The organism is Algibacter luteus, assembly GCF_900141715.1.
Taxonomy (GTDB): domain Bacteria; phylum Bacteroidota; class Bacteroidia; order Flavobacteriales; family Flavobacteriaceae; genus Arenitalea; species Arenitalea lutea.
This window is the reverse complement of the sequence record NZ_FQYK01000005.1, coordinates 132,972-159,454: the sequence shown is the minus strand read 5'-3', so window position 1 is coordinate 159,454 and position 26,483 is coordinate 132,972. Positions and strand designations below refer to the sequence as shown.

The 26,483-nt window shown below is 34.8% G+C and carries 25 protein-coding genes and 1 riboswitch; of the genes, 3 read left to right on the top strand and 22 right to left on the bottom strand.

Annotated elements, in window-relative coordinates; translation table 11 throughout:
* Window positions 1-2 precede the first annotated feature (2 nt).
* The 3 genes from BUA46_RS10775 to BUA46_RS10765 are packed head-to-tail and all read right to left on the bottom strand — an operon-like array spanning window position 3 to window position 2,823.
* Window positions 3-854 (bottom strand): prephenate dehydrogenase, encoded by an 852-nt coding sequence (locus BUA46_RS10775; RefSeq protein WP_019387764.1) that lies wholly within the window; start codon window positions 852-854, stop codon window positions 3-5.
* Window positions 854-1,999 carry a pyridoxal phosphate-dependent aminotransferase gene (locus BUA46_RS10770; protein WP_019387763.1) on the bottom strand — a complete coding sequence of 382 codons (1,146 nt, stop codon included), beginning with the start codon at window positions 1,997-1,999 and terminating at the stop codon, window positions 854-856. The genes BUA46_RS10775 and BUA46_RS10770 overlap by 1 nt, the downstream gene beginning before the upstream one ends.
* Complete coding sequence (locus BUA46_RS10765; RefSeq protein WP_019387762.1) at window positions 1,996-2,823, bottom strand: prephenate dehydratase; 828 nt, start codon at window positions 2,821-2,823, stop codon at window positions 1,996-1,998. The genes BUA46_RS10770 and BUA46_RS10765 overlap by 4 nt, the downstream gene beginning before the upstream one ends.
* Before the next feature lie 330 nt (window positions 2,824-3,153).
* Here BUA46_RS10765 and gldA point away from each other — a divergent pair, with 330 nt between their 5' ends.
* The 3 genes from gldA (at window position 3,154) to BUA46_RS10750 (ending at window position 7,547) form a co-directional block, all read left to right on the top strand.
* On the top strand, window positions 3,154-4,050 hold the full coding sequence (gene gldA / locus BUA46_RS10760) for a gliding motility-associated ABC transporter ATP-binding subunit GldA (protein WP_019387761.1): 897 nt from the start codon (window positions 3,154-3,156) through the stop codon (window positions 4,048-4,050).
* A 215-nt stretch (window positions 4,051-4,265) separates the two neighbouring features.
* Entirely contained in the window at window positions 4,266-6,356 is a 2,091-nt protein-coding gene (pta, locus tag BUA46_RS10755; protein WP_019387760.1) for a phosphate acetyltransferase, read from the top strand.
* A gap of 3 nt (window positions 6,357-6,359) precedes the next feature.
* Window positions 6,360-7,547: an acetate/propionate family kinase gene (locus BUA46_RS10750; RefSeq protein WP_026010052.1), complete on the top strand. Its 1,188-nt coding sequence runs from the start codon at window positions 6,360-6,362 to the stop codon at window positions 7,545-7,547.
* Here the strand turns inward: BUA46_RS10750 and BUA46_RS10745 are convergent.
* From BUA46_RS10745 to BUA46_RS10655, 19 genes are all read right to left on the bottom strand, one after another.
* A complete protein-coding gene (locus BUA46_RS10745; RefSeq protein WP_026010051.1) occupies window positions 7,533-8,279 on the bottom strand; it encodes a head GIN domain-containing protein in 747 nt (248 codons plus the stop codon). The genes BUA46_RS10750 and BUA46_RS10745 overlap by 15 nt on opposite strands.
* 13 nt (window positions 8,280-8,292) lie before the next feature.
* A complete protein-coding gene (locus tag BUA46_RS10740) occupies window positions 8,293-8,712 on the bottom strand; it encodes a VOC family protein (protein ID WP_019387757.1) in 420 nt (139 codons plus the stop codon).
* 10 nt (window positions 8,713-8,722) lie between these two features.
* Entirely contained in the window at window positions 8,723-9,823 is a 1,101-nt protein-coding gene (locus tag BUA46_RS10735) for an acyloxyacyl hydrolase (protein ID WP_019387756.1), read from the bottom strand.
* Window positions 9,824-9,857: 34 nt separating this feature from the next.
* A complete protein-coding gene (metF, locus tag BUA46_RS10730; RefSeq protein WP_019387755.1) occupies window positions 9,858-10,814 on the bottom strand; it encodes a methylenetetrahydrofolate reductase [NAD(P)H] in 957 nt (318 codons plus the stop codon).
* Between the two features lie 143 nt (window positions 10,815-10,957).
* The gene (locus tag BUA46_RS10725) at window positions 10,958-11,191 is read right to left on the bottom strand and encodes a hypothetical protein (protein ID WP_019387754.1); all 234 of its coding nucleotides are present in this window, start codon (window positions 11,189-11,191) and stop codon (window positions 10,958-10,960) included.
* A gap of 5 nt (window positions 11,192-11,196) precedes the next feature.
* Window positions 11,197-13,869: a methionine synthase gene (gene metH, locus BUA46_RS10720; RefSeq protein ID WP_019387753.1), complete on the bottom strand. Its 2,673-nt coding sequence runs from the start codon at window positions 13,867-13,869 to the stop codon at window positions 11,197-11,199.
* A 17-nt stretch (window positions 13,870-13,886) separates the two neighbouring features.
* Complete coding sequence (locus BUA46_RS10715; RefSeq protein ID WP_019387752.1) at window positions 13,887-14,894, bottom strand: homocysteine S-methyltransferase family protein; 1,008 nt, start codon at window positions 14,892-14,894, stop codon at window positions 13,887-13,889.
* A gap of 49 nt (window positions 14,895-14,943) precedes the next feature.
* Window positions 14,944-15,054: riboswitch (SAM riboswitch) on the bottom strand.
* 79 nt (window positions 15,055-15,133) lie between these two features.
* Entirely contained in the window at window positions 15,134-16,024 is an 891-nt protein-coding gene (cysM, locus tag BUA46_RS10710; RefSeq protein WP_019387751.1) for a cysteine synthase CysM, read from the bottom strand.
* Window positions 16,008-16,751 carry a serine O-acetyltransferase EpsC gene (gene epsC, locus BUA46_RS10705; protein ID WP_019387750.1) on the bottom strand — a complete coding sequence of 248 codons (744 nt, stop codon included), beginning with the start codon at window positions 16,749-16,751 and terminating at the stop codon, window positions 16,008-16,010. Before epsC ends, cysM begins: the two co-directional genes overlap by 17 nt.
* A 132-nt stretch (window positions 16,752-16,883) precedes the next feature.
* Window positions 16,884-17,936: an NAD(P)/FAD-dependent oxidoreductase gene (locus BUA46_RS10700; protein ID WP_019387749.1), complete on the bottom strand. Its 1,053-nt coding sequence runs from the start codon at window positions 17,934-17,936 to the stop codon at window positions 16,884-16,886.
* 1 nt (window position 17,937) lies between these two features.
* Window positions 17,938-18,522: a precorrin-2 dehydrogenase/sirohydrochlorin ferrochelatase family protein gene (locus BUA46_RS10695; protein ID WP_019387748.1), complete on the bottom strand. Its 585-nt coding sequence runs from the start codon at window positions 18,520-18,522 to the stop codon at window positions 17,938-17,940.
* A 6-nt stretch (window positions 18,523-18,528) separates the two neighbouring features.
* On the bottom strand, window positions 18,529-19,290 hold the full coding sequence (gene cobA / locus BUA46_RS10690; protein ID WP_019387747.1) for a uroporphyrinogen-III C-methyltransferase: 762 nt from the start codon (window positions 19,288-19,290) through the stop codon (window positions 18,529-18,531).
* A gap of 12 nt (window positions 19,291-19,302) precedes the next feature.
* The gene (locus BUA46_RS10685) at window positions 19,303-21,396 is read right to left on the bottom strand and encodes a HEPN domain-containing protein (RefSeq protein ID WP_019387746.1); all 2,094 of its coding nucleotides are present in this window, start codon (window positions 21,394-21,396) and stop codon (window positions 19,303-19,305) included.
* Between the two features lie 48 nt (window positions 21,397-21,444).
* Window positions 21,445-22,692, bottom strand: coding sequence for a sulfate adenylyltransferase subunit 1 (locus BUA46_RS10680; protein WP_019387745.1), 1,248 nt, complete (start codon window positions 22,690-22,692; stop codon window positions 21,445-21,447).
* Between the two features lie 127 nt (window positions 22,693-22,819).
* Window positions 22,820-23,725, bottom strand: coding sequence for a sulfate adenylyltransferase subunit CysD (gene cysD / locus BUA46_RS10675; RefSeq protein ID WP_019387744.1), 906 nt, complete (start codon window positions 23,723-23,725; stop codon window positions 22,820-22,822).
* 10 nt (window positions 23,726-23,735) lie between these two features.
* Window positions 23,736-24,356 (bottom strand): phosphoadenosine phosphosulfate reductase domain-containing protein, encoded by a 621-nt coding sequence (locus BUA46_RS10670; protein ID WP_019387743.1) that lies wholly within the window; start codon window positions 24,354-24,356, stop codon window positions 23,736-23,738.
* A gap of 9 nt (window positions 24,357-24,365) precedes the next feature.
* Window positions 24,366-24,623 carry a DUF2061 domain-containing protein gene (locus BUA46_RS10665; RefSeq protein ID WP_026010050.1) on the bottom strand — a complete coding sequence of 86 codons (258 nt, stop codon included), beginning with the start codon at window positions 24,621-24,623 and terminating at the stop codon, window positions 24,366-24,368.
* Between the two features lie 161 nt (window positions 24,624-24,784).
* Window positions 24,785-25,204: an RrF2 family transcriptional regulator gene (locus BUA46_RS10660; protein WP_019387741.1), complete on the bottom strand. Its 420-nt coding sequence runs from the start codon at window positions 25,202-25,204 to the stop codon at window positions 24,785-24,787.
* A gap of 80 nt (window positions 25,205-25,284) precedes the next feature.
* On the bottom strand, window positions 25,285-26,457 hold the full coding sequence (locus BUA46_RS10655) for a trans-sulfuration enzyme family protein (RefSeq protein WP_019387740.1): 1,173 nt from the start codon (window positions 26,455-26,457) through the stop codon (window positions 25,285-25,287).
* Window positions 26,458-26,483 lie beyond the last annotated feature (26 nt).

Below are 26,483 nucleotides of genomic sequence, written 5' to 3'. Positions count from 1 at the left end.
TCTTAACTAATTCCGTTTAAAATATCTTTAATATGATTTGTGCTTGCCATTTCTTCATAAATAGCATCAAAATCGTCTTGTTTCATCAACTCTTTAAAATGAGTGAGATTGATTATATACTCTTCTAATGTTTCAATTACATTTGTTTTGTTCTGCTTAAAAATAGGTGTCCACATTTCTGGTGAACTCTTTGCTAAACGCACTGTAGACGCAAAACCACTACCTGCCATATCGAAAATATCGCGTTCATTTCGCTCTTTATCAATAACCGTTTTTCCTAACATAAAAGAACTTATATGCGATAAATGAGACATGTATGCGATGTGCTTATCATGATCTACAGGATTCATATATCGAATACGCATACCAATATCTGTAAACAGCTTCAATGCTTTTTCTTGAAGTTTAAACGTTGTTTTTTCAACTTCGCAAACTATATTGGTTTTACCTTTAAATAAGCCTTCAATTGCAGCTGTTGGTCCTGAATGTTCGGTTCCTGCAATGGGGTGCATGGCTAAAAAATTTCTTCGTTTAGGATGATTTTCAACAGCCTTACAAATATCTTCTTTCGTAGAACCAGCATCAACAACCAATCCCGTATCAGATATTTTATCTAAAATTGTTGGCAATAATTTTACAGTAGCATCAACCGGGATAGACACAATAACCAAATCGGCATTCCCTAAATCATCTAATGTTGCTTTTTTGTCAATCAAGCCTAATTCTAAAGCCGTATTTAGCGTTGTATCTTTTCTACTGATACCGTGAATAATCACATCCGGATTATTCTTTTTAATATCAATAGCGAGACTTCCTCCTATCAACCCAACTCCTATGGCGTATATATTTTTCATTACTTTACTCTTGCTATAGCTTCTTCTAATACTTCGGTTGATGCACATAAGGAAAACCTAATGTAACCTTCACCCTGTGTTCCAAAAATGGTTCCTGGTGTTATAAATATGTGGTTTTCTTTCAACACCAAATCTATAAACTCTTCAGACTTCAAATATGCTGGTAATTTTGCCCAAACAAATAAACCTGTTGCCTCTTTATCGTAAGTACAGTTTAAAGCATCGGCTAATTTCCATACTAAATTGCGGCGCTCTCTATACACATTATTTAAGGTTGCAAACCACATTTCTGAACATTTTAAAGCTTCAATAGCACCTTTTTGAATGCCGTAAAACATTCCCGAATCCATATTACTTTTTACCTTCAAAATGTTATTAATATGTTCGCTTGCTCCTAAAACCATCCCAACACGCCATCCTGCCATATTGAAAGTCTTGCTTAAAGAGTTTAACTCTAAACACACATCTTTCGCCCCTTCAACACTTAAAATACTTGATGGATTATCGTTTAAAACAAAACTATACGGATTGTCGTTAACAATTAAAATATTGTGACGTTTTCCAAAAGCCACTAGCTCCTCAAACACATACTTGGTAGGTTTTACACCTGTTGGCATGTGTGGATAATTTACCCACATGAGCTTTACTTTAGATAAATCTGATTTTTCTAAAGCCTTAAAATCTGGCATCCAGTTGTTAGCTTCATCAAGCTCGTAAAGCACACCCTTTGCTCCAACCAATTTGGTTACCGATTGGTAAGTTGGATACCCCGGATTTGGTATTAAAACCTCATCGCCTTCATTTAAATAGGCCATAGAAATATGCATAATGCCTTCCTTACTTCCCATTAAAGGTAAAATCTCAGTACCAGGGCTTACATTTACCGAAAAATGTGTTTTATAAAATTTCGCGATAGCGTCTCTTAGCTCTGGTAACCCTTGATAGCTTTGGTATTTATGCGCGATAGGATTTTCTAAACTTGCAGAAATAGCAGACAACACCTTTTTGGGTGGCTGCAAATCTGGGCTACCAATACCTAAATTAATTACTGGCTTACCACTAGCTATAAGTAAATTTACTTCTCTTAATTTCTTAGAAAAGTAGTATTCTTCAACAGTTTGCAATCTGTTAGCTACTTCTATCATAACTTAGCGTTTTTATATTCTCCTAAAACTTTAAAGGCATCACCCATAATATCAATTATAGATTTTGCTTTTTTAAAATCTTCAAAACTTTCAAATGTCACATCTACAAAAAAAGCATATTTCCAGGGTGTTTCAACAATGGGTAAGGATTGTATTTTTGTTAAATTAAGTTTACAATCGCTCATCACATTTAAAATTGTAGCGAGACTTCCTCTTTTATGGTTGGCTTCAAATTTAACCGAAGCTTTATTAATTTCTTTTTCTGGCACTTCAGAATTGGTGCGTTTAACAACTACAAAACGCGTTTCGTTGTGTTTTATGGTTTGTATGCTGTGTGCTAAAATTTCTAGATTGAAAATTTCAGCAGCCGTAACGCTTGCTATGGCCGCAATGCCTTCCAATTTATGTTCTTCAATTCGTTGCGCAACTTCTGCCGTATCTTTATCTTCAACTAATTTAATATGCGGATGTAATTTAAAAAACTCTTTACATTGCAACAGTGCCATAGGATGCGAATACACTTCCTTAATATCGGCTATATTTTGATTTGGTAAGGCCATTAAATTGTGTTGAATATCTAAATAATGCTCGCCAACAATATGTAAACCATACTTATCAATTAAAGCGTAATTAGGTATTATAGAACCTGCAATAGAATTCTCTAAAGCCATAATCGCTGCATCACAAGTTTTTGTTATCAAGGAATCAACAACACCATCGAACGTCATACACTCTATAACATCAACAGGTTTTGTAAAAAACTCCTGAGATACTATATGGTGGAACGATCCTTTAACACCTTGAATGGCTACTGCTTTTATCAAAATTTAAAATTTCTATGGTTTTAATTCAATCTTTTAAACGCTTAAACAAAAAAAAGTCTCGATTTTCATCGAGACTCATATTTTAATTTATTAGTATAAATTATACATACAACGCCTCGATCCTTTTGCTAAAAAAGAAATAGAACCAGTTGTTAAAATATGTATAAGTTGCTGTCATCTTCATAATTATGTGGCTAAAGTAATTATTATTTTAAGAAATCAAAATACAATAAAACCTTTTTTTTATTTTTCTGAAAAGTTTTAAAGATTTTACAGCAAATGTACCTTTACATTAGTTAATCGATTATTTTTGAACAAATTATTTTAATTATGTCTATTGAAGTTGAAGGCGTTACCAAGATTTATGGCACACAAAAGGCGTTAAACAATATTTCGTTTAAAATTGAAAAACCAGAAATTGTTGGGTTTTTAGGACCTAATGGTGCAGGAAAATCAACCATGATGAAAATTTTAACGACGTATTTACAAGCCAACAACGGGAGCGCAAAAGTTAATGGCTTTGATGTGCATACTCAACAAAAAGCGGTTCAGCAAAATGTGGGTTACCTTCCTGAACATAATCCTTTATATTTAGAACAATACGTCAAAGAATATTTAGCTTTTAATGGAAATATATATGGGGTTAGTAAACAACGCATACAAGAAGTTATCGAATTAACAGGTCTTAACCCTGAAGCACACAAGAAAATAGGTCAACTCTCAAAAGGTTACAGACAACGTGTTGGGTTAGCCAATGCATTATTGCACGACCCCGATGTTTTAATTTTAGATGAACCTACAACAGGATTAGACCCAAACCAATTGGTGGATATTCGAAACCTTATAAAGTCCATTGGTAAAACAAAAACAGTTTTTCTTTCAACTCATATCATGCAAGAGGTTGAAGCGATGTGCGAACGCGTGATTATAATTAATAAAGGCGAAATAGTTGCCGATAAACAGCTTAAAGATCTGCGTGACGAAAAACAACAAATTGTAATAGTAGAATTTGATTATCGTGTGGAAGATGCCTTTTTACTTAAACTTCCAAAAGTTGAAAAAGTAGTTAATACTCATGATTTCATTTACGAAATCACTTTTAAAACATCCGAAGATATGCGCTCTTATGTTTTTGATTTTGCTCATGATAACCAATTAAAAATATTGCAGCTCAATCAAAAAAACGCAAGTTTAGAAAGTCTATTTAGAGAATTAACCCAAGGTTAAATCATAAAAATTCGGGCTTTTCCTCTATTTTTTAGTACATTATTTACGAAATAGTTTATTTTTGTTAAAATTGGTTAACCAATTTATTTTTATGATAAATATCATCTTAAAGATAAAGTGAACGCCCTAATTTTGCGCACATATATTATAAAACAACACAATAAACAACAGCTATATTCTAATAAAAGAAATTAAAATTATAGCAATTAAAGACTATGAGTAAAGGAATTTATGTAGCAACCATTGAGCCAAATAGTGGAAAATCTGTTGTAGTACTTGGTTTAATGCGCATGCTTTTAGGGAAAACAGCGAAAGTAGGTTATTTTAGACCAATTATTGAAGACACAAAAAATGGAGAACCCGACAACCACATTAATACGGTGGTGTCTTATTTTGAAATTGACATTAATTACAAAAAAACTTTTGCTTTTACGAGAAGTGAAGTTTTAGACCTTTATAATAAAGGTAAATCTGGTGATGTTATTGATGAAATTATCAAAAAATATAAATACCTTGAAGAGCGTTTTGATTTTGTTTTGGTTGAAGGCACAGACTTTTCGCATGAAAATTCAAGTTTAGAGCTAGATATCAATATATTAATTTCTAAAAACTTAGGTCTTCCTGTTATTATTGTATCTCAGGGTGATGGAAAACCGTTAAACGAGATTGTTGATAATGTGCAATTAGCGCACAATACCTACAGAGAAGAAGTGGATGTGCTGTCCATAATGACCAACAAAATTGATCCACAAAACATAACAACTTTAAAAGAGCTTTTAAAAGCAAAAATAAATAACGGTACAGATGTGACTGTTATACCTAAAATTAAAAGTTTAGCAAATCCTACAATCAAAGAAATTGTAAAGAAACTTGAAGCCACAATTCTTTTTGGTGAAGACATGATAAATAATCAGTCTGAAAACTTTAGTGTTGGTGCGATGCAACTGCGTAACTATTTAACACATCTCAAAGAAAATGCTTTGGTAATTACGCCTGGTGATAGAGCCGATATTATCTTAGGAGCCCTTCAGGCTAATATATCGAAAAACTATCCTAAAATTGCTGGTATCATTCTTACAGGTGGTTTAATTCCTGAAGATCCTATATTAAAATTAATTGAAGGACTTTCGAGTGTTGTACCAATCATTAGTGTGAAACAAGGTACGTTTAATGTTACCAATTCCATTGGTCAGATTAAATCTAGAATTTACGCAGAGAATATCGAGAAAATTGAAACTTCTATTGCGTCTTTTGAAAAACATGTTGATACGGATAAACTCGCAGAAGATTTAATAACTTTTGAATCTGGTATATTCACACCCAGAATGTTTCAGTATAACTTGTTGCAACAAGCCTTAAAACATAAAAAACATATTGTTTTACCCGAAGGAAATGATGAGCGTATCCTTCGTGCTACCGCAAGATTAATTGACGAACAAGTTGTAGATTTAACTTTAATTGGTGATAAAGACAAAATAATTGAGACCATCACTAAATTAGATATTGCTTTAAATATTGAAGATATTAATATCGTATCGCCGCAACAATCTCCATATTTTGAAGATTATGTAAACACATTTTACGAATTAAGAAAACATAAAAATGTAAATTTAGATATGGCGAAAGATGCCATGTCTGATGTGTCTTATTTCGCAACTATGATGATTTATAAAGGACATGCAGACGGTATGGTTTCAGGAGCGGTTCACACCACAGCACACACTTTGCGCCCAGCTTTACAGTTTATAAAAACGAAACCAGGCGTCAATATTGTGTCGTCGGTATTTTTTATGTGTTTAGAAGACAGAGTTTCTGTTTTTGGTGATTGTGCCATAAATCCAAATCCTAATGCCGCACAATTAGCCGAAATTGCTATCTCTTCTGCAAAAACTGCTAAAGATTTTGGTATAGAACCTAAAGTCGCAATGCTTTCTTATTCTTCTGGTGCATCAGGAAAAGGTGAAGATGTTGATAAAGTTAGGGAAGCCACAGAAATGGCTAAAGCACTGGCGCCAGATTTAAAAATTGAAGGTCCTATACAATATGATGCAGCCGTTGATATGCGCATTGGTAAAAGCAAACTACCAGACTCTGAGGTTGCAGGACAAGCTAGTGTTTTAATATTTCCAGATTTAAACACCGGAAACAATACTTACAAAGCTGTACAACGTGAAACAGGAGCTTTAGCTATCGGACCCATGTTACAAGGTCTAAACAAACCTGTGAACGATTTAAGCAGGGGCTGTACTGCAGACGACATATATAGCACAGTAATAATAACCGCAATTCAAGCTCAAGACCAATAAAACATGCAAGTATTAGTTCTAAATTCAGGAAGTTCATCATTAAAGTTTCAACTATTTTCAATGCCAGAAGAAAAAATACTTTGTTCTGGAATAATTGAGCGCATAGGTTTAGAAGATGCCATATTTAAATACAAAACAGACAAAGATTCTATAGAAGTTGTAAAAGCAATACCAAACCATAAAGTTGGTTTAGAGCTGGTATCAAAACAACTTTTAGATAAAGATACAGGCATCATAAAATCTACAGACGATATCAATATTGTTGGGCATCGTGTAGTGCATGGTGGAAAACATTTTAGCGATACTACCGAAATTACAACAGAAGTAAAAGATAAAATAAAAGCGCTTTCCGCATTAGCACCATTGCATAATCCAGCCAATTTAGAAGGCATAGAAGTAGCTGAAACTATTTTTACAAACGCAAAACAAGTAGCTGTTTTTGATACTGCTTTTCATCAATCTATCCCAGAATATGCATATAAGTATGCTATTCCTAATGAGTTTTTAGAAAAACACAATATTCGTGTTTATGGATTTCATGGTACAAGTCATAAGTACATTTCAGAAAAGGCTGTTGAATATTTGGGTAAAACGCATTCAAAAATTATTACCATTCATTTAGGAAATGGTTGTAGCATGACAGCAGTTAAAGATGGAAAAAGTATTGACCATACTTTAGGGTTCTCGCCAATAAACGGCTTGATTATGGGAACCCGTTCTGGTGAGATAGACCAATCTATCATCTTCCACTTAGCTAAAAAATTCAATTATAGTTTAGATGAAATAAATGATATCCTTCAGAAAAAAAGTGGCATGTTAGGATTAACAGGTTATAGTGATTTAAGAGATATTCTAGCTGAAGCGAAAAAAGGAAATCGAGATTGTGAATTAGCTTTACAGATGAATGCCTACCGAATTAAAAAATACATTGGAAGTTATGCAGCTGTTCTAAATGGTCTAGATGCTATTGTATTTACTGCAGGTATTGGTGAGAATTCTCCAGACATTAGAGAACGTGTTTGCGAAGATTTAGACTATTTAGGAATTATTTTAGATAAAGAGAAAAACAACATTAGACCTGATAAGTTAACCGAAATAAATACGGATACTTCTAAAGTAAAGATATTAGTAATTCCAACTAACGAAGAATTAGAAATCGCAAAACAATCGGTAGACTTATTCGAAAATTAATCGACCACGATAAAGGACTTCAACATTCACTATTGGAGGTGTATTTGTAGAAATTACATCTCCAATACCTAAAATTTGTCCTGATAATTCTTGCTGTGGGTTTACAATCATATCGTTAGAACTTCTATTAGAAACGGTAACTTTTTGAGCGATTAAATTTCGCCCTTCAAACCGCGATGTTCCTGAAGCAAAGATTACATTCAAATTCTCTGTTTGCCCAGAAACATAGCATATAGAAATGTTATTAAACACCACATTTAGGTTAGTATTATCGATTTGTAATCTAAAATCACCTACATTAAAAGATCCTGCAGCGCCAAAATCTTCAGACAAGATATTCAAATTAGGATAGGTTAAAACACCATCTGAACTCACATCATACTGTGTGGAGCTTCTTATTTCGGTAATATTTGGAGCGTTTACATACACTTTGGTAACACCGTAATCTCTAACATAATTGCAGGTGTTATTATCAGTTAATATTAATGTACCATCAATAACTTCAGCCACCACATCATTTAGCAAATTTTCACCGGTTTCAATAGTTACTTTTTGATTATCGTCTTCTTTCAAAATCAATTCTATATCCCGATTCACTAAAATTTTATCAAAACTATCCACTACAATATCCTGCTGAATTATAGATCCAGATTTTTGGAAACAATCACCTGCGTTTTCACTATCGCAAGCCATAACGATTAGACAAATTAATATGTATTTTAATTTCTGCATGAATTATTTTAATCTAAACAACGTTTCCTTTCTCATCTAATTTCAAATAGGGATTAAATGCTATTTCCCATAAATTTTCATCAGGATCTGCAATATAACTGCTATAGCCACCCCAAAACACCTCCTCGGGTTGTTTTACAATTTTAACACCTCTAGCTTCAAGTGTTTCAATCAACGTATCAACTTCTTCTTTTGTTCTAGTATTATAGGCTAGAGAAAACGCTTTAAATCCTTCACCTTCACTAGATACTCCAGCATCTTCAGCTAATTTATCTATCGGATATAACGACAATAGCATCCCGTTTAATTGAAAAAATACAATGCTCTCATTACTGGATTCTGTTTTTTTCCAACCAAATTTTTCTTCATAAAACTCTGAAGATACTTTTAGATTTTTTACGCCTAAACCTATAATGGTTAATCTCTGTTCCATATCTGTCTATTTACAGTCTTATTCCAAGTCCAAATTCAACACCTTCAGCCTTAGCACCGTGCGATTTTAGAGTTAACGAACCAAACCATTTCTTTGAAATGTATCGTTTTAACCCTATTCTAAAATAGGTCCTTCCTTCAAAATCAAAAGGATAATATACATAATACCCCAATTGGGTGATTAACGATGTTTTATTAATGAACAATTCATGTCCTGCGAAAACACCAATACGCTTATGGTCTTCATCACCTGAAAGCCCCTTGTTAGGAAAAGCTACACTCTGATAATAAATTAACTCTTTCAAAAAGTTAGAAAAAAACACATCGGTTCCTAGCTGAAATGCACTTGATTTATTAATACGCTTATCGGCATAGGCAGATATAACATACATAGCATATTGTCCGCTACCAACAACATCGCTCTCATTAATTCCAGACCTAAAAACAAGGTTGTATTTTAGAGGCTCAGAAAAATCCCGATCCGCCTGTTTATCTAAAGTATATTGGTATTCTATATCGGTATCGTCTAAATTATAGGTCATCCCCAAATTAAAGGTAATCGAATTGGTTCCGTTGTTAGGCGATTTCACATTCGCATTTGAATAATGTACCAACGAAAACCCAGCTTGCAAACCAAATCTATCAATAATGCGCTCTTTTTTGTAGTTAAGCATTACATAGGTACTACTCCCAAATGTAGAGCCAAAGGCCACATTTTTAAAGTTGGTATCTATATCATATGGATTGGTATTGTATGACAAACCTTGCCCAATTCTAAACATTAAATGACGCTTTAAAAAGTAAAAGTTGTAATGTGCGTAAAGCGCAATATTGTTTCCTAAAACATCGTTTTTCATATTCTGATAAGTCAACGAAACCCCGTAGTCAGGAAAATTAAATCGTTGTTCCCAGTCTTGAAAACCATAAGTTTTTTTATTCCAAGCTAAAATAACACCTTCAGGATGTCCTTTAATTAAATGAAGGATTTCATTGTTATGAAGTGCAATATTCCCACGAAAATAATTAACATCTATAAAAGACGTATGTGTCTTATCTTGAGAAAAAGAAAAGCTAAAAGAAAAACAAAAAACACAAACAAGTATTTGGCGCATAAATAGGTGTTACGCAGCAAAAATAACTTAATTATTAAAACAATGCCGATGCAATGGCTTTAATATTGTCGCTTTTACCCATAGAATAATAATGTAATACTGGCACACCAGCTTCCCGCAACTCTCGAGACTGTTTAATGGCCCACTCAATTCCAACTTGTCTTACCGCTTTATTGTCTTTACATTTTTCAACCTCAACTATTAATTCTTCAGGTAAATCAATTTTAAATACTTGCGGCAATAGTTGCAAATGACGCTTTACTGCAATTGGTTTTATACCCGGAATAATTGGTACATTAATGCCTATAGCTTTAGCTGCTTTTACAAACTCAAAAAACTTGTTATTATCAAAAAACATTTGCGTAACCACATAATCTGCTCCAGCATCAACCTTTTCTTTTAATCGTCTTAAATCGGTTTGTAAAGAAGGGGCCTCCATATGCTTTTCAGGGTAACCCGCAACTCCAATACAAAAATCAGATTTATGCTCAGATTCAATTACATCATGTAGATATTTCCCCGTGTTTAAATTCTGAATTTGCGCGACCAATTCGGTTGCGTATTCATGTCCGCCAGCGCATGCTTTAAAATACTTTTCATGGCTCATGGCATCACCGCGCAACGCCATAACATTCTGTATCCCAAGATAATGACAATCTACTAAAACATATTCCGTTTCCTCTTTAGTAAATCCACCACAAAGCACATGTGGTATGGCATCCACATTATATTTATGCTGTATAGAAGCGCAAATACCAACCGTTCCAGGGCGCATTCTCGTAATTTTTCTATCTAAAAGCCCATCACCTTTATCAATATAAACATACTCCTCCCGCGAGGTAGTCACATCAATAAATGGCGGATTAAACTCCATTAAAGGGTCAATATTATTATACAATTCCTGAATATTTCTACCCTTCTGTGGCGGTATAATTTCAAACGAAAACAACGTTTTTCCTTTCGAATGTTTTATGTGATCTGTAACCTTCATAACTCGTATTTGTCATTCCCGAAAAAACGGAAATCTCATCAGTTTTATTTTTATCTTTTTAGCGTTACCACAAGGGTCGCGCTTTATACTATATCTTTTTCTCGTCCCTCAAAAAAGGATGTCGTTTCAATCGCTAACGCGGGCTAAATCAAAGCTTTTTTAACCTCAGCAAAAGCCTCTTTATATTCCCAATATATCCATCGTCCATCCACATAATCCGTTAAAATATACTTATCACTAATAGATTTTATTCTAGAAACCGCAACAATCTTCTTTGAAAATGTATCCGAGTGTACATGCTCTAAAACTTCTTTGTTCTTGTCATCATATCCGTGCGATATCACATAACTCCCTAAAGTTAATTCTATAAATTTCATATCTTTTATTCTGCAATATTTGGGTGCAACCACTTTCTGGCCTTTGCTTTTGTTATGCCTTTTCGTGTTGCATAATCCGTTACTTGATCGTCGGTAATTTTACCTAGACCAAAATATTTGGCTTCCGGGTTTGCAAAATAATATCCAGAAACTGCTGCTGCAGGCCACATGGCTAAACTTTCGGTTAATTTTACACCTATAAGCTTTTCCACTTCTAGTAGTTCCCAAATGGTTTCCTTCTCTAAATGATCAGGACATGCCGGATAACCCGGAGCTGGACGAATGCCTTTATAACTTTCTTTAATTAAATCGTCGTTAGTTAAATCTTCATTGGCTGCGTAACTCCAATGCTTCACTCTTATTTGCTTGTGCAAATATTCGGCGAATGCTTCGGCAAACCTATCGGCAATAGCCTGCGCCATAATAGCATTATAATCATCCTCTTTTGCACGATAACTATCAGCCAATTCTTGCGCTCCAAAAATTCCAACACAAAACGCTCCTATATAATCGGTTTTACCAGTTTCTTTGGGTGCGATAAAATCTGCTAACGCATGATTAGGAATCCCTTCACGCTTTTTTAATTGCTGGCGTAAAGTTCTAAAAACGGCGACTTCCTTTCCTTTTTTCTGAACAGTAATGTCATCGTCATTAATCGAATTTGCTTCAAATAATCCAAAAACCGCCTTGGGTTTTAGCAATTGTTTAGCAATAATTTGCTGCACCATGTCTTTAGCATCTTCAAAAAGCTGCGTAGCTTGTTCACCAACAACCTTATCTTTCAGAATATCTGGATATTTACCGTGTAGATCCCAACTTCTAAAAAACGGGCTCCAGTCTATGAAAGGTTCCAATTCTTTCAAACTTAATTGTTTTAAAATCTGAACGCCAAGTTCCTTTGGTTTTACAATTTCCGAAGTTTCCCAATCAATTTTATATTTTCTGGCTCTAGCTTCTTCAATTGAAATATATGATTTCTCTTTGCCTCGTTTTAAAAACTTGGTGCGAAATTCGTCATAATCCTTTTTTAATTTCGCTGTATACTCGTGTGTACCTTTCTTATTTAATAAATCGCCCACAACCGTTACTGCACGTGATGCATCGTTAACATGAACCACGGCTTTATTGTATTGCGTATCAATTTTTACAGCGGTATGTGCTTTTGATGTTGTAGCACCACCAATTAATAATGGTATTTCAAAATTTTGCCGCTGCATTTCTTTCGCTAAATACACCATTTCATCAAGCGATGGCGTAATTAATCCAGAAAGTCCAATAGCATCAACACGCTCTTTTATGGCCGTTTCTATGATTTTTTCAGGCGGTACCATCACCCCTAAATCTACTATTTCATAATTATTACATGCCAATACTACACTTACAATATTTTTTCCAATATCGTGAACATCGCCTTTAACAGTAGCCATTAAAATTTTACCAACTGGTTCTTGCTTATCAGTTTTTTCAGCTTCAATAAATGGATTTAAGTAAGCCACAGCTTTTTTCATGACCCTAGCCGATTTTACAACTTGTGGCAGAAACATTTTTCCTGCACCAAACAAATCGCCAACCACATTCATACCAATCATTAAATGCCCTTCGATAACATCAATAGGTTTTTCGGCTTCTTGTCTTGCTTGTTCAATGTCTTCAATAATAAAAGCATCAATACCTTTAACTAAAGCATGAGTGATACGCTCCTGTAATGGATTTTCTCTCCAAGATAAGTCTGCTCCAGCTTCCTTCTTTGACCCTTTTACGGTTTCAGCAAAATCTAATAAACGCTCAGTGGCATCATCTCGTCTGTCTAAAATCACATCTTCTACATACTCTAATAAATCTTTTGGAATATCATCATAAACCTCCAATAACGCAGGATTTACAATACCCATATTCATTCCAGCTTGTATGGCATGATACAGAAATACAGAGTGCATCGCTTCACGAACACCATCATTACCTCGAAATGAGAATGACACGTTGCTAACGCCTCCGCTTACACTTACATTTGGTAAATTTTCGCGAACCCAACGTGTGGCTTCAATAAAATCGATAGCATTACGCCTGTGCTCATCCATTCCAGTGGCAACAGGAAATATATTTAAATCGAATATGATATCTTCTGATGGGAAATTTACCTTGTTCACCAAAACATCATACGATCGTTTGGCAATTTCAATTCTTCGTTCATAATTATCGGCTTGCCCAACTTCATCAAAAGCCATGACAATCACAGCGGCTCCATATCTCTTTATTTGTTTTGCTTCCCAAATGAATTTCTCTTCTCCTTCTTTTAACGAAATGGAGTTTACAACACATTTTCCTTGTACTACCTGAAGTCCAGCTTCAATAATTTCCCATTTTGAACTATCAATCATGATAGGAACACGACAAATATCTGGCTCAGCGGCAATTAGGTTTAAGAAACGTACCATTGCTTCTTTTCCATCAATTAAACCATCATCAAAATTAATATCGATAATTTGTGCGCCACCGTCTACTTGATGACGTGCTATATCTAAGGCTTCATCAAATTTTTCTTCTTTTATTAATCGTAGAAATTTTCGAGATCCCGCGACGTTAGTTCGCTCTCCTACATTTATGAAATTGCTATTTTCGTTTAGAACCAAAGGTTCCAAACCAGATAATTTCATGTATTTTGTTTGTTTAACTTTCATTTTTTCTAATGAGAATCTTAGACTGCGCTCAGAGTTGCAAATTCACGAGGTTTATATTTAGCTGCTATATTTGCAATAACGCGAATATGCTCTGGACTTGTTCCGCAACAACCACCAATAATATTAATTAAATTCTTCTTTAAATATTCTTCAATCTGTTCTCCCATTTCTTCAGGAGTTTCATCATACTCACCAAATGCATTTGGTAAACCGGCGTTAGGATGTGCAGAAATTGCAAAATCGGTTTTACTAGCAATAGCTTCTAAATGTGGTTGAAGTAAATTGGCTCCCAAAGCACAGTTGAACCCTACAGATAGCAAAGGTATATGAGATACTGAAATCAAAAATGCCTCAGCCGTTTGTCCAGATAAGGTTCTTCCCGATGCATCGGTAATTGTACCGCTTAACATAATTGGAATATCGATTCCGCGTTCTTCTTTCACTTCTTCAATAGCAAATAACGCTGCTTTGGCGTTAAGTGTATCAAATACAGTTTCCACTAAAAGCAAATCTACACCGCCATCTACTAAAGCCTCTACTTGTTGCTTGTAAGCAATTCTCAGCTCATCAAAAGTTACGGCTCTATAGCCAGGGTCGTTTACATCTGGAGACATACTTGCCGTACGGTTTGTTGGCCCTATAGAACCTGCGACAAATCGTGGCTTATTTGGCTCTTTAGCTGTGAACTCTTCTGCTACTTCTTTAGCTATTTTGGCCGATTGATAATTTAATTCATAAACTAAATCTTCCATTTGATAATCAGCCATGGCTATGGTTGTCCCTGAAAACGTATTGGTTTCAACGATATCTGCACCAGCTTCAAAATATTTTCCATGAATGGTTTTTATAGCTTCAGGCTGTGTAATAGACAACAAATCGTTATTACCTTGCAAAGGCGTTGGGTAATCTTTAAAACGTTCGCCTCTAAAATTGGCTTCGGTAAATTTATAAGCTTGTAGCATGGTGCCCATGGCGCCATCTAAAACTAAAATTCGTTCTTTTAATGCTTGTTGTATACTCGACATTTGATAATTATTATCTGTATGTCATCAAGAAAAGTTAGGGATTTACTTTTCGTTATCTGTCCAGTAAATTAATTACTGGTAGAACGTAGCACCTTTCCCGAAGTTCGGGAGGTTGCCAAGGTTTCAACGGGTCTATTCCCTCTACCTTTCTTGATAACATTAATACGTTAATGAACTGGGATGCAAAAGTACTAACTATATTGCTTTATTCACACGAAATTTGCAAAAATTGTTATTTCTTAATCAAAGAGTGTGGACGATAAATATCTATCTCCGCGATCGCAAATAATGGCTACTATAACGCCTTTATCTATTTGATTTGCTATTTGCAGTGCACAATATACTGAACCACCACTACTCATACCTGCAAAAACGCCTTCTTCTTTGGCCAATTTAATTGTAGTTGCTTTAGCATTTTCTTCTGAGACATCTACTACAATATCAACCTTTTTAGGGTCAAAAAATTTCGGAACATAATCAGGTGACCATTTTCGAATACCAGGAATTCTTGCACCATCAGCAGGTTGTGCACCAACTATGGTGATTTTTTTATTCTGCTCTTTTAAATAAGTAGATGTTCCTGTAATGGTACCAGTTGTGCCCATGGCAGATACAAAATGGGTTATTTCGCCTTTAGTAGCCTTCCATATTTCAGGGCCTGTTGTTTTATAATGCGCCTTCCAATTGTCATCATTTTCAAACTGATTTAAAAGCGTATATCCTTTTTCGTCTCTTAGTTGAAATGCCAAATCTCGCGACCCTTCAATTCCAATATCTGAGGATGTTAATATAACTTCAGCTCCATATGCGCGCATGGTTTTTACACGTTCTTCGGTTGAATTCTCAGGCATGATTAATACCATATTCAGGCCTAAAAGTTTCGCTATGAATGCAAGCGCAATTCCTGTATTACCGCTAGTGGCCTCAACTAAAGTACCTCCCTTTTGAATATCACCACGTTTTAAAGCTTCATTAATCATGTTGAAGGCAGGCCTGTCTTTAACGCTTCCGCCAGGGTTATTGCCTTCTAATTTTAAAAACAATCGCACACCCTTTTTGTTAATTAGATGAGTTGCTTCAACTAACGGCGTATTTCCAATTTGACCAATTATACTATTCTCGAATTCCATTTTTCTTTGGTCTTATTTTAATTTCTGTTTGATAGGTAACTAAGGAGTTTTCAGGTACGGATTGCGTTATCCAAACGTTTGCTCCAATGATGCTATTAGCACCTATTACAATATCGCCACCCAAAATAGTCGCATTAGCATAAATACATACATTATCTTCTATGGTTGGGTGTCTTTTTATTTTGGCTAAATCTTTACTCACTTGAATACCTCCTAAAGTTACCCCTTGATAAATTTTAACTCCATTTTTTATGATTGAAGTTTCTCCAATAACAATTCCGGTGCCATGGTCGATATAAAACGACTCACCTATTGTGGCCCCTGGATGTATATCAATACCTGTAATGCCATGAATATATTCAGTCATCATTCTAGGAAGAATATGCACGTTCAACTTGTATAATGCATGACTTAATCTATAAATAGAAATGGCGTGAAACCCAGGATAAGCCAAATAAATTTCTTCCAAACTATGAGATGCAGGATCATTACATTCAAAAGCAATGGCATCCAAGTCTAATTTTTTTCTTATTTGCGGAAGCTCTTTTTGAAATGCTGTCCAAATTTCGTCGCCATTATCAATGTTTAAAGCTGAAAGAATTTTTAAAAACGTAGATTCTAAATACTCACCATGAGCCTCTTCTTGCTCGCAGTCAAACAATGAATAAAACAATCTTTTAGTGAAGGTTTTAACGGTATCTTTTAAGCAAACATTATAACTTTTCATGTGTTTTTAAATTATAGGCCTTTCGGCTGCTAAAAATAAAACTATTCCTTTTAAATCTTACAATTTATTAAAAACTAAATCCTGCGAAGTAAAAACTAAGCAGGATTATTCTAAAACAACTTGTGTTTATAGTTAATTTATAGCTTGTACTACAGCTTTTGGAGCCTCTTTACGAGAACCGTCAAAGCCATCTATTCCGCTTACAGTTGTATATTTTAATACGTACTTTTTTCCTGGGTTTATAATTCTATACGCTGCTTGACACATTAAAGTGGCTTCATGGAAACCACAAAGTATTAACTTTAATTTCTCAGGGTAGGTATTCACATCGCCAATCGCAAAAATACCTGGAATATTAGTTTGATAATTTGCTGCGTTATTCACCTTTATGGCATTTTTTTCAATTTCTAATCCCCATTTTCCAATAGGTCCTAATTTTGGTGATAATCCGAATAAAGGAATAAAATGGTCCGTTTCAATTTGAAACGATTCGCCATCTCTCACATAAGTTACGGCTTCAATTTTTCCATCGCCATGCAATTCTTTAACCTCAGCAGGCGTCACTAAATTAATTTTACCCGCTCTAGTCAATTCTCCAACTTTTTCAACAGAATCTAAAGCTCCTCTAAATTCATTTCTTCTATGGATTAAGGTTACTTCTGAAGCGACATCGGTTAAAAAGATACTCCAATCTAAAGCAGAGTCTCCACCTCCAGAAATTACTACACGTTTATTACGATAAAATTCTGGATCTTTAATAATATACTCAACACCCTTGTCTTCGTAATCTGCAATACCTTCAATGGCAGGTTTTCTTGGTTCGAAAGAGCCCAAGCCTCCTGCAATTGCCACCACTGGCGCATGGTGTTGTGTACCTTTGTTTGTAGTTACGATAAACGAGCCATCATCTTGTTTCTCTATGGTTTCAGCACGTTCTCCTAAGGTAAATCCTGGTTCGAATTGCTTGCCTTGTTCAAGCAAATTATTTGTTAAATCTCCGGCTAAAATTTCTGGGAAACCTGGAATATCATAAATTGGTTTTTTTGGATAAATCTCCGAACATTGTCCACCTGGTTGTGGTAATGCGTCTATTAAATGACATTTTAATTTTAATAATCCTGCTTCAAATACAGTAAATAAACCTGTTGGTCCAGCACCTATGATAAGTATATCAGTCTTAATCATTTTATGATTCTCTTTTTTGTATTAATCCTTTGGTGAATTCATTTAATGTTTCCACTTTTTCTTCGAAATCACCTTTTATTGTTTTTCTATATTCATTTAAATTTTTCACTAAATCGTCGACGTTTTCAGGAATAACATCCTCGAAAAACTGTCTGAGACGTTTAGCAGTTGTTGGCGATTTTCCATTGGTTGAAATCGCTACTTTTACATTGCCTTTAGTTACGATACCTCCCATATAAAAATCGCAATATGGTGGATTATCTGCCACATTAACCAATTTAGCTTCTGCACGACAATCTTTCCAAACCTGAATATTTACATCTGGTACATCTGTCGTTGCAACCACTATATGCTTGCCAAATAAATACTTTTTTTTGTAAATATCTTCAACCAAAGTTACACAACCTTTTTTTGCAATTCCTTTGGTACCTTCTCTAAACATAGGAGACACCATAGTAACCTTTGCGTCAGGGCTTGATTTTAATAAGAACGTTAATTTTTCTTCAGCGACATTTCCTCCTCCTACAATAAGCACATTCAAGCTTTTTGCTTTTAAAAATATAGGATATAAATTATTTCTTTCCATAATAATTTACTCCTGAGTCACTTCTTTATAAATGGAACCTAAAACTGCACGTTGTTTTACAACTTCACCAATAATAATTATAGCGGGATTTGCTAATTGTTTTTCTTCTACTATATCTTCAATAGTACTTATTATTCCGATGCCAACATTCTCATTGTTTCGCGTTCCGTTTTGAATTACAGCAATAGCAGTATCCTGCTTATTTTCATTTGAAAAAATTTGAACGATTTCTGATAATTTACTCATCCCCATCAATATTACTACCGTAGCTGTTGATTTCGCAGCCAAAGCAATATCATCTGACAATTGATGGTTTTTAGTTGTTCCTGTAATAACCCAAAAACTTTCTGAAGCACCGCGTTTTGTTAAAGGAATACCTTGATAAGCGGGTACCGCAATAGATGACGAAATACCAGGAACCACGTAAGTTTCTAAACCAAATTGGCGCACAAAATCAATCTCTTCTGCGCCACGACCAAAAATAAATGGATCACCACCTTTTAAGCGCACCACATGCCCTTTTTCTTTAGCTTTTGAGACGATAAGTTCATTTATTTGTTCTTGTTGAAAAGCATAACATCCTTTGCGTTTCCCTACAAAAATAAGCTCCGCACTTTTGGCAGCATATTTTAGTAAAGATTCGTTTATAAGCGCATCGTATAGAATGACATTCGCCGATTCAATTGCCTTAATTGCTTTAAGGGTAATTAAATCTTCATCTCCAGGGCCTGCACCTACAACTGTTAATTTTGGGATATTAATACTCATTTTAAATATCGCTTATGCCGATTTCTTTTGTTCTGTTTCTCTAAATGATCTCACTGCCGCCAAAAATTTATTAGCACTAGTAATATAATTTAAAGCAAATTCTTTACTAGGCGCATTTTTATTAATTTGATAAATTAAATCTGAAAATGAAGTACCTAAGTTAATTTTTTCACTTTCAACAAATATCTCATCAAATTGAGAAATGATGCCAGCGTGTGTATTTGTTTTTTTGTTTTCGGCTAATAATAACGCTTTCGCGGAATTAACCAAAGATTGGTAAGCATAATAAATTGCTCCTGAATACACACCATCTTCGAATGAAGTTTTAGCATTTTCAATTTTCTCTTCACTTTCAAAAAACAAAGTTGCAATTAAATCTATAACTACACCAGCACATTCGCCAATTCCTATTTCTTTTACATATTTCTCATCCTCACCCCAATCTATAAAATCTTCTTGAGTTAAATTGGTGGCATCTTGCAAATCATTCAATAGATCGTAAAAATAGCGTTCTCCTTTTTCTTGATAGTAATCTACAAATGCTTTTCCGTTGGCATGAGCTTCAAAATCATTTAAGATTCGGCGTAAAGCTTCTGGCCCTCTTCTACTAGGTACTTTCGCCACTTTATCTGCAAAAGTTGCGTTGCCATCACCTTGATTACCGCCACCAAGCAACACTTGTAAAGCCGGTGCTACCAACTTATCTGGTGTTCTAATCGTCATCCCCTGAAAGCCAATATGTGCCATATTGTGTTGACCACAAGCATTCATACAACCACTAATTTTAATAACTAAATCCTCATTTTTTAAATACTGTGGATATTCTGCTTTTATCACACGCTCTAATTCTTCAGCAATACCTGTACTACTTGCAATACCTAGATTACAAGTATCTGTACCCGGACAAGCCGTAATATCTACTGCTTTATTATAACCCGCCTCTACGAAGCCTAACTTCGCTAATTCTTGATAGAAGAAAGGCACTAAATCTTCTTTTACAAAAGGTATTACGATATTTTGTCGTAATGTTAAACGCACCTCACCAGCGGCATAATTATCTACTAAATTAGCCAATAATCTGGCTTTGTCCGTATAAAAATCACCTAAAAGCACTTTTATTCCAATGGCAACATAGCCATCTTGCTTTTGTGGAATAAGATTTGTTGATTTCCATAAATTAAAAGCCTCTTGGTCTTTAATTTCAACCTGTGGAGTTTCAACCTCTACTGGTTTTGAAGCTTTATAAGCATCGGCGTCTATTGCCACACTTTTAAACTCAATGGCCTTTTGTTCTTCTGCAATTAAATCTTTAAATGCTTCTAAACCTATATCTTTTACTAAGAATTTCATTCTCGCTTTAGCACGACTTTTACGCTCGCCGTAACGATCAAAAACTCTTAAAACGCCTTCCATTATTGGAATTATTTTATCGGTTTCAATGAAATCATATAATACATCTGCATGTCTTGGTTGAGAGCCTAAACCACCTGCAACCATCACTTTAAATCCGCGAACGCCATCTTTTGTTTTAGCAATATATCCTATATCGTGTAAATATGACAACCCGGTATCTTCGTCAGTCGAAGAAAAAGACACTTTAAATTTACGTCCCATTTCTTGACAAATTGGGTTACGTAAAAAGAACTTGTAAAGCGCATCTGCATAAGGAGACACATCAAAAGGTTCGTTTGGATCAATACCTGCGGTTTCAGAAGCCGTTACGTTTCTTACCACATTGCCACAAGCTTCACGCACCGTTACTTCATCTTTTTCTAATTCAGCCCAAAGCTCTGGAGTTCTGTCTAAATCTACGTAATGAATTTGTATATCTTGTCGTGTTGTAATGTGTAAACGACCACGAGAATATTCATCAGACACCGCAGCAATTCTTCTTAATTGATTACTCTTTAACTTACCGTATGGTACTTTAATACGAATCATTTGTACGCCTTCTTGACGCTGACCGTAAACACCACGAGCCAAACGAAGACTTCTAAATTTTTCTTCATCAATTTTACCATTATGAAAAAGCTCAATTTTATTGGCTAATTCAATGATGTCTTTCTGGACTATCGGATTTTCTATTTCTGTTTCAAAACTTCGCATGCTATACCTGACCTTTTCTTTATTAGAAAAGAATTTTTAATTTATGTTTTACTGGATAAAACCAGCTCCTACTGTATTGTTTGATTGTGTATCGATAATAATAAACGAGCCATTCGTTCTATGATTTTTAAATTGATCGTAGAAAATTGGCTTATTTAATTTGAACGTTACCGAAGCAATATCATTAATAGCTAAACCAGTTACACCTTTTTCAAAACCAGAATAATCTGGATTGATTTTATGATTGATGCGTTCCACTTTGGCTAATACTTTGTTGATGCCATGTTGTACAACGTACTTGCCACCAGGTGTTAACTCATTGGTATCCATCCAGCAAACGTTTGCTGTAAATTGCTTATCGATTGTTGGTAAATCACCTTCTTTTACAATCATATCGCCACGACTTACATTAATATCATTCTCTAAAGTAATAGTTACAGACGAGCGTCTTGAAGCCGTTTCGTATTTCTCATCATAGAAATAAATATCTTTTATTTTAGAGCGTGTTTTCGATGGCAACACAATAATATCATCACCTACACTTAAATCGCCACCATAAACTTTTCCTGCATAACCTCGGTAATCATGAAATTCTTCAGTTTTCGGACGAATAACATACTGCACAGGGAAGCGCGGTGTACCAACATTAAAAATATCAGCTTTATCCAATTGCTCTAAATGCTCTAATAAGGCTTCACCTTTATACCAAGGCATTTTATCTGTTTTGTTTACTACGTTATCTCCTTTTAAAGCACTTACTGGGATGAAAGTGATTTTCTGGTCTTGGTAATCACGCTTACTCATTAATTCAGAGAAATCTGCTTTAATTTTATTGTAAACTTCTTCCGAATAATCTACCAAATCCATTTTGTTGATAGCTACTACAACATCTTTAATTCTCAATAAATTGTTAATGAAAAAGTGACGATTGGTTTGCTCAATCACCCCTTTTCTTGCATCTATTAAAATTATTGAAGCCTGCGAAGTAGAAGCGCCAGTCACCATATTACGTGTATATTCCACATGGCCTGGTGTATCTGCGATGATGTAACTTTTTTTCTTTGTAGAAAAATAGATGTGCGCTACATCAATGGTGATGCCTTGTTCTCTTTCGGCAACCAAACCATCTGTTGCTAACGAAAAATCTAAATAATCGTATCCGCGTTGCTTACTTGTTTTCTCAATAGCTTCTAACTTATCGGTAGTTAAAGATTTTGTATCATAAAGAATACGACCTATTAACGTACTTTTCCCGTCATCTACACTTCCTGCTGTTGCAATTTTTAATACTTCCATTTTTTATCGGCTGTTGGCTATTGGCTTTTAGCTATTGGCTAATTCCAAAGACCTTATTTTAAATTCTTATTTGTTTTGCTAAAGGCTAAACGCCAAAAGCTAAAGGCAAAATTTTCAAAAGAAAATTTTAAAAGTACCCTTGTTGTTTACGTTTTTCCATAGCTGCTTCAGATCGTTTGTCATCTATACGCGCGCCTCGTTCTGAAATTGTTGAATCTCTAATTTCTTCAACAACTTTATCAATGGTTGATGCTTCTGATAGTACAGCTGCAGTACAACTCATATCACCAACGGTTCTAAAACGCACCATTTCTTCTATAACTTCTTCATGGTCATCTCTATAAACCACTTCATCATCAGCAGACCAAATCATACCATCTCTTAAGAACACTTTACGTTTATGTGCAAAATAGATTGAAGGAATTTCAATGTTTTCTTTTTCTATATAAGACCAAACATCTAATTCAGTCCAGTTTGAAATTGGAAATACACGCACGTTTTGCCCGTGCTCAATCTCGCCGTTCAACATATCGAATAATTCTGGACGTTGATTTTTTTCATCCCATTGACCAAAATCATCACGTACAGAAAAAATACGTTCTTTAGCTCTGGCTTTTTCTTCATCTCGACGTGCTCCACCTATACATGCATCAAATTTAAATTCTTCGATCGCATCTAAAAGCGTTGTTGTTTGCAACATATTTCTACTGGCATAACGACCAGACTCTTCTTTCACTTTTCCTTCGTCAATAGAATCTTGAACATTACGAACTATTAATTCTAAACCTAGTTCTTTAACCAAGCGATCTCTAAATTCAATAGTCTCAGGGAAATTGTGCCCTGTATCTATATGCATTAACGGAAACGGTACTTTTGCAGGGTAAAATGCTTTAACAGCTAATCTTACCAAAGTAATTGAATCTTTTCCTCCTGAAAATAAAAGCACTGGTTTTTCAAACTGTGCTGCTACTTCTCTCATGATATAGATTGCTTCGTTTTCTAGCGAATTTATATGTGATGTGTCTTTCTTCATAATCTATTTTTTAAGCGTGTAAACCACACTCTCTGTTTTCTAATGCTTTGGTGGGATCGAAATATTTAAACTCGTTTGGCAAATTGTTTTCTTCTAAATAAGTGTCTAATTTTTCATCAGACCAATAATAAAATGGACTTACCTTTAAAACGCCATCTTTACTTAAACTAAAAATACCGATGCTGTTTCTAAATGCTGTTTGCCCTTGACGCAAGTTTGTAAACCACACGTTTGGCTTATGCTCTTCCATGGCTCGTTTAAAAGGTTCTAATTTTACTTGCTCTGTAAATAAAGCATGTTCTGGAGCATCAACTGTTGGAATACCCATAACTACATCGCGGTGTGCCGAAGTTTGTTTTGGAACATATAAAAACACATTTAAATTTAAATCTTTTATGACCTGTTCTGCATGTTTATAAGTTTGAGGTGTGTTGTAGCCTGTATCACACCAAACCACAGGGATTTTAGCTTCCACAAGACTTACAGCGTGTAAAATTGCTGCTTCGTAGGGTCTAAAATTTGTAGTAACTACTGCGTTATTATTTAGCTCAAAAGCCTTCTGAATAATTTCAGATGGCTTAGCTTTTTCAAAACTTTTGTTTAATTCTTCTATTTGACTTTCTGTAAACATATTGTAATCTTATTTACCCCACTTAATTGAATTCCAAATGCGTTCGTGAAAAAAGTATAATACCATTTTAGTCACTAACTCTATACCGCCAATTGAAAATGCTAAGTCTAGCTTCCCAGTTATTACCCAAGAAATTAAAATCGTATCTAAAGTTCCGATAGTTCTCCAGCTAAGTGATTTGACCACACTTCTTAATGGTTTTTCATTAGCAGTATCCTCTTTATAAGTCGACTTTTCTTTTTCCTTTGTTAACATTTGTGCAAACATTTCTAATTGTTTTATATTAATCCTATCGATTTAGTAGGGATTACAAAAGTAAAACTTTTTATTACATAAAAAAGAATTTTGGAAACTTTTTAGAAATATGAAAAATTTTAAGGAATAAGTGCGAAATATTCTTTTAAAAGCACTTGTTTGTTGTGAAATTGTTATCTCTTTGTATTAGACAAATCAGCCAAAGTGGTATTTCTAAATACTTTAAGAGTGCTATCACGAACTTCAATCATTAATTTATGAACGCTACATTTATGTTCATCGGGGCAGTCGTCGCATTTTTCATAATAGTTTAAACTCACACAAGGTACCATAGCAATAGGGCCTTCTAAAACGCGCATAACTTCGGTCATTAAAATTTCCGAAGGTTCTTTTCTGAGGTAATACCCTCCGTGTTTTCCCTTTTTAGACCCTAAAACACCAGCTTTTTTCAGTGTTAGCAATATCCCTTCAAGAAACTTAGAAGGAATTTGTTCGCTTTTTGCAATCTTACTCACTTGCACAGGCATATCGCCTTCATTTCTCGCAATGAAAGTAAGTGCTTTTAAGCCGTATTTAGTTTTTTTAGATAGCATTTTGCTAATATAGCGATTTTAGAAAAGTCATTTCTATCCTATAAAGAATAGAGATTAATATTAAGCTAATTACTTGATTTCTAATCCAGTGCCTGTTTCAAGTCTTTAATAATATCATCAACATGCTCCAGTCCTACAGATACGCGAACCATACCGTCACTGATACCTGCGGCGGCTTTAACTTCTGGCTCCACCTTGGCATGCGTTGTACTTGCCGGATGAGTTACAATGGTTCTGGTATCTCCTAGATTAGCAGACAATGAACACATTTTAATGGCATCTAAAAACGTTCTTCCAGCTTCTATACCTCCTTCAACTTCAAAAGCGACAATATTACCGCCTAATCGCATTTGCTTTTTGGCAATATCATACTTAGGGTGCGACTTTAAAAATGGATACTTCACCCATTTTACCTTAGGATGTGATTCTAAATAAGTTGCCAATTTTAAGGCATTTTCACAGTGTTTATCCACTCTAATCGCTAGGGTTTCTAAAGATTTAGACAAGACCCATGCATTAAACGGACTCATTGATGGACCTGTTAATCTTGAAAATAAATAAATTTCTCGAATGAGCTCTTTTTTGCCAACAGTTACACCTCCTAATACACGTCCTTGCCCGTCCATTAATTTGGTAGCTGAATGAATTACCAAATCTGCTCCAAATTTTATAGGATTTTGCAAATATGGTGTGGCAAAGCAATTATCAATCACCAATAAGAGATTGTGTTTTTTGCAAATAATACTCAGCGCCTCCAAATCTAAAACATCAACCCCAGGATTGGTTGGTGTTTCTGCGTAAATAAACTTTGTATTTGGTTTTATTAAGCTTTCTATATCTTCAACTTCATTGATGTTAAAGTAAGAACATTCAATATTCCATTTTGGAAAGTATTTTGTAAACAAACCATGAGTTGCTCCAAACACAGAACTACAAGACACAACATGATCACCAGCATTTAGTAAGGTAGCAAATGTTGAAAACACGGCAGCCATTCCACTTGCGAAAGCAAAACCGGCTTCTGCCCCTTCCATTAAACACACTTTATCTACAAACTCGTTGACGTTAGGGTTACTATATCTACTATATAAATCTCGTTGCTTCTCTTCTGCAAATGAGGCTCTCATTTCTTCAGCATCATCAAAAACAAATCCTGATGTTAAATACAAGGGTACAGAATGCTCTGAAAACTGCGTGGTTTCAGACTGGGTTCTTATCGCTTCTGTTTCGAAATGTTTTTTATTCTCTTTCATTTTATTGTATGAGGTCTCGACTGCGC

Excerpts from the sequence above, each read along its gene's own strand:
- BUA46_RS10680 (WP_019387745.1), bottom strand. The coding sequence starts at position 22,692 with ATGGAAGTATTAAAAATTGCAACAGCAGGAAGTGTAGATGACGGGAAA.
- BUA46_RS10715 (WP_019387752.1), bottom strand. The coding sequence starts at position 14,894 with ATGTCGAGTATACAACAAGCATTAAAAGAACGAATTTTAGTTTTAGAT.
- BUA46_RS10660 (WP_019387741.1), bottom strand. The coding sequence starts at position 25,204 with ATGCTATCTAAAAAAACTAAATACGGCTTAAAAGCACTTACTTTCATT.
- metH (WP_019387753.1), bottom strand. The coding sequence starts at position 13,869 with ATGAAAGTTAAACAAACAAAATACATGAAATTATCTGGTTTGGAACCT.
- BUA46_RS10665 (WP_026010050.1), bottom strand. The coding sequence starts at position 24,623 with ATGTTTGCACAAATGTTAACAAAGGAAAAAGAAAAGTCGACTTATAAA.
- cysM (WP_019387751.1), bottom strand. The coding sequence starts at position 16,024 with ATGGAATTCGAGAATAGTATAATTGGTCAAATTGGAAATACGCCGTTA.
- BUA46_RS10735 (WP_019387756.1), bottom strand. The coding sequence starts at position 9,823 with ATGCGCCAAATACTTGTTTGTGTTTTTTGTTTTTCTTTTAGCTTTTCT.
- BUA46_RS10745 (WP_026010051.1), bottom strand. The coding sequence starts at position 8,279 with ATGCAGAAATTAAAATACATATTAATTTGTCTAATCGTTATGGCTTGC.
- BUA46_RS10670 (WP_019387743.1), bottom strand. The coding sequence starts at position 24,356 with ATGTTTACAGAAAGTCAAATAGAAGAATTAAACAAAAGTTTTGAAAAA.
- cysD (WP_019387744.1), bottom strand. The coding sequence starts at position 23,725 with ATGAAGAAAGACACATCACATATAAATTCGCTAGAAAACGAAGCAATC.
- BUA46_RS10770 (WP_019387763.1), bottom strand. The coding sequence starts at position 1,999 with ATGATAGAAGTAGCTAACAGATTGCAAACTGTTGAAGAATACTACTTT.
- gldA (WP_019387761.1), top strand. The coding sequence starts at position 3,154 with ATGTCTATTGAAGTTGAAGGCGTTACCAAGATTTATGGCACACAAAAG.
- BUA46_RS10685 (WP_019387746.1), bottom strand. The coding sequence starts at position 21,396 with ATGCGAAGTTTTGAAACAGAAATAGAAAATCCGATAGTCCAGAAAGAC.
- pta (WP_019387760.1), top strand. The coding sequence starts at position 4,266 with ATGAGTAAAGGAATTTATGTAGCAACCATTGAGCCAAATAGTGGAAAA.
- BUA46_RS10700 (WP_019387749.1), bottom strand. The coding sequence starts at position 17,936 with ATGATTAAGACTGATATACTTATCATAGGTGCTGGACCAACAGGTTTA.
- metF (WP_019387755.1), bottom strand. The coding sequence starts at position 10,814 with ATGAAGGTTACAGATCACATAAAACATTCGAAAGGAAAAACGTTGTTT.
- BUA46_RS10740 (WP_019387757.1), bottom strand. The coding sequence starts at position 8,712 with ATGGAACAGAGATTAACCATTATAGGTTTAGGCGTAAAAAATCTAAAA.
- BUA46_RS10775 (WP_019387764.1), bottom strand. The coding sequence starts at position 854 with ATGAAAAATATATACGCCATAGGAGTTGGGTTGATAGGAGGAAGTCTC.
- BUA46_RS10655 (WP_019387740.1), bottom strand. The coding sequence starts at position 26,457 with ATGAAAGAGAATAAAAAACATTTCGAAACAGAAGCGATAAGAACCCAG.
- BUA46_RS10725 (WP_019387754.1), bottom strand. The coding sequence starts at position 11,191 with ATGAAATTTATAGAATTAACTTTAGGGAGTTATGTGATATCGCACGGA.
- BUA46_RS10750 (WP_026010052.1), top strand. The coding sequence starts at position 6,360 with ATGCAAGTATTAGTTCTAAATTCAGGAAGTTCATCATTAAAGTTTCAA.
- BUA46_RS10695 (WP_019387748.1), bottom strand. The coding sequence starts at position 18,522 with ATGGAAAGAAATAATTTATATCCTATATTTTTAAAAGCAAAAAGCTTG.
- cobA (WP_019387747.1), bottom strand. The coding sequence starts at position 19,290 with ATGAGTATTAATATCCCAAAATTAACAGTTGTAGGTGCAGGCCCTGGA.
- epsC (WP_019387750.1), bottom strand. The coding sequence starts at position 16,751 with ATGAAAAGTTATAATGTTTGCTTAAAAGATACCGTTAAAACCTTCACT.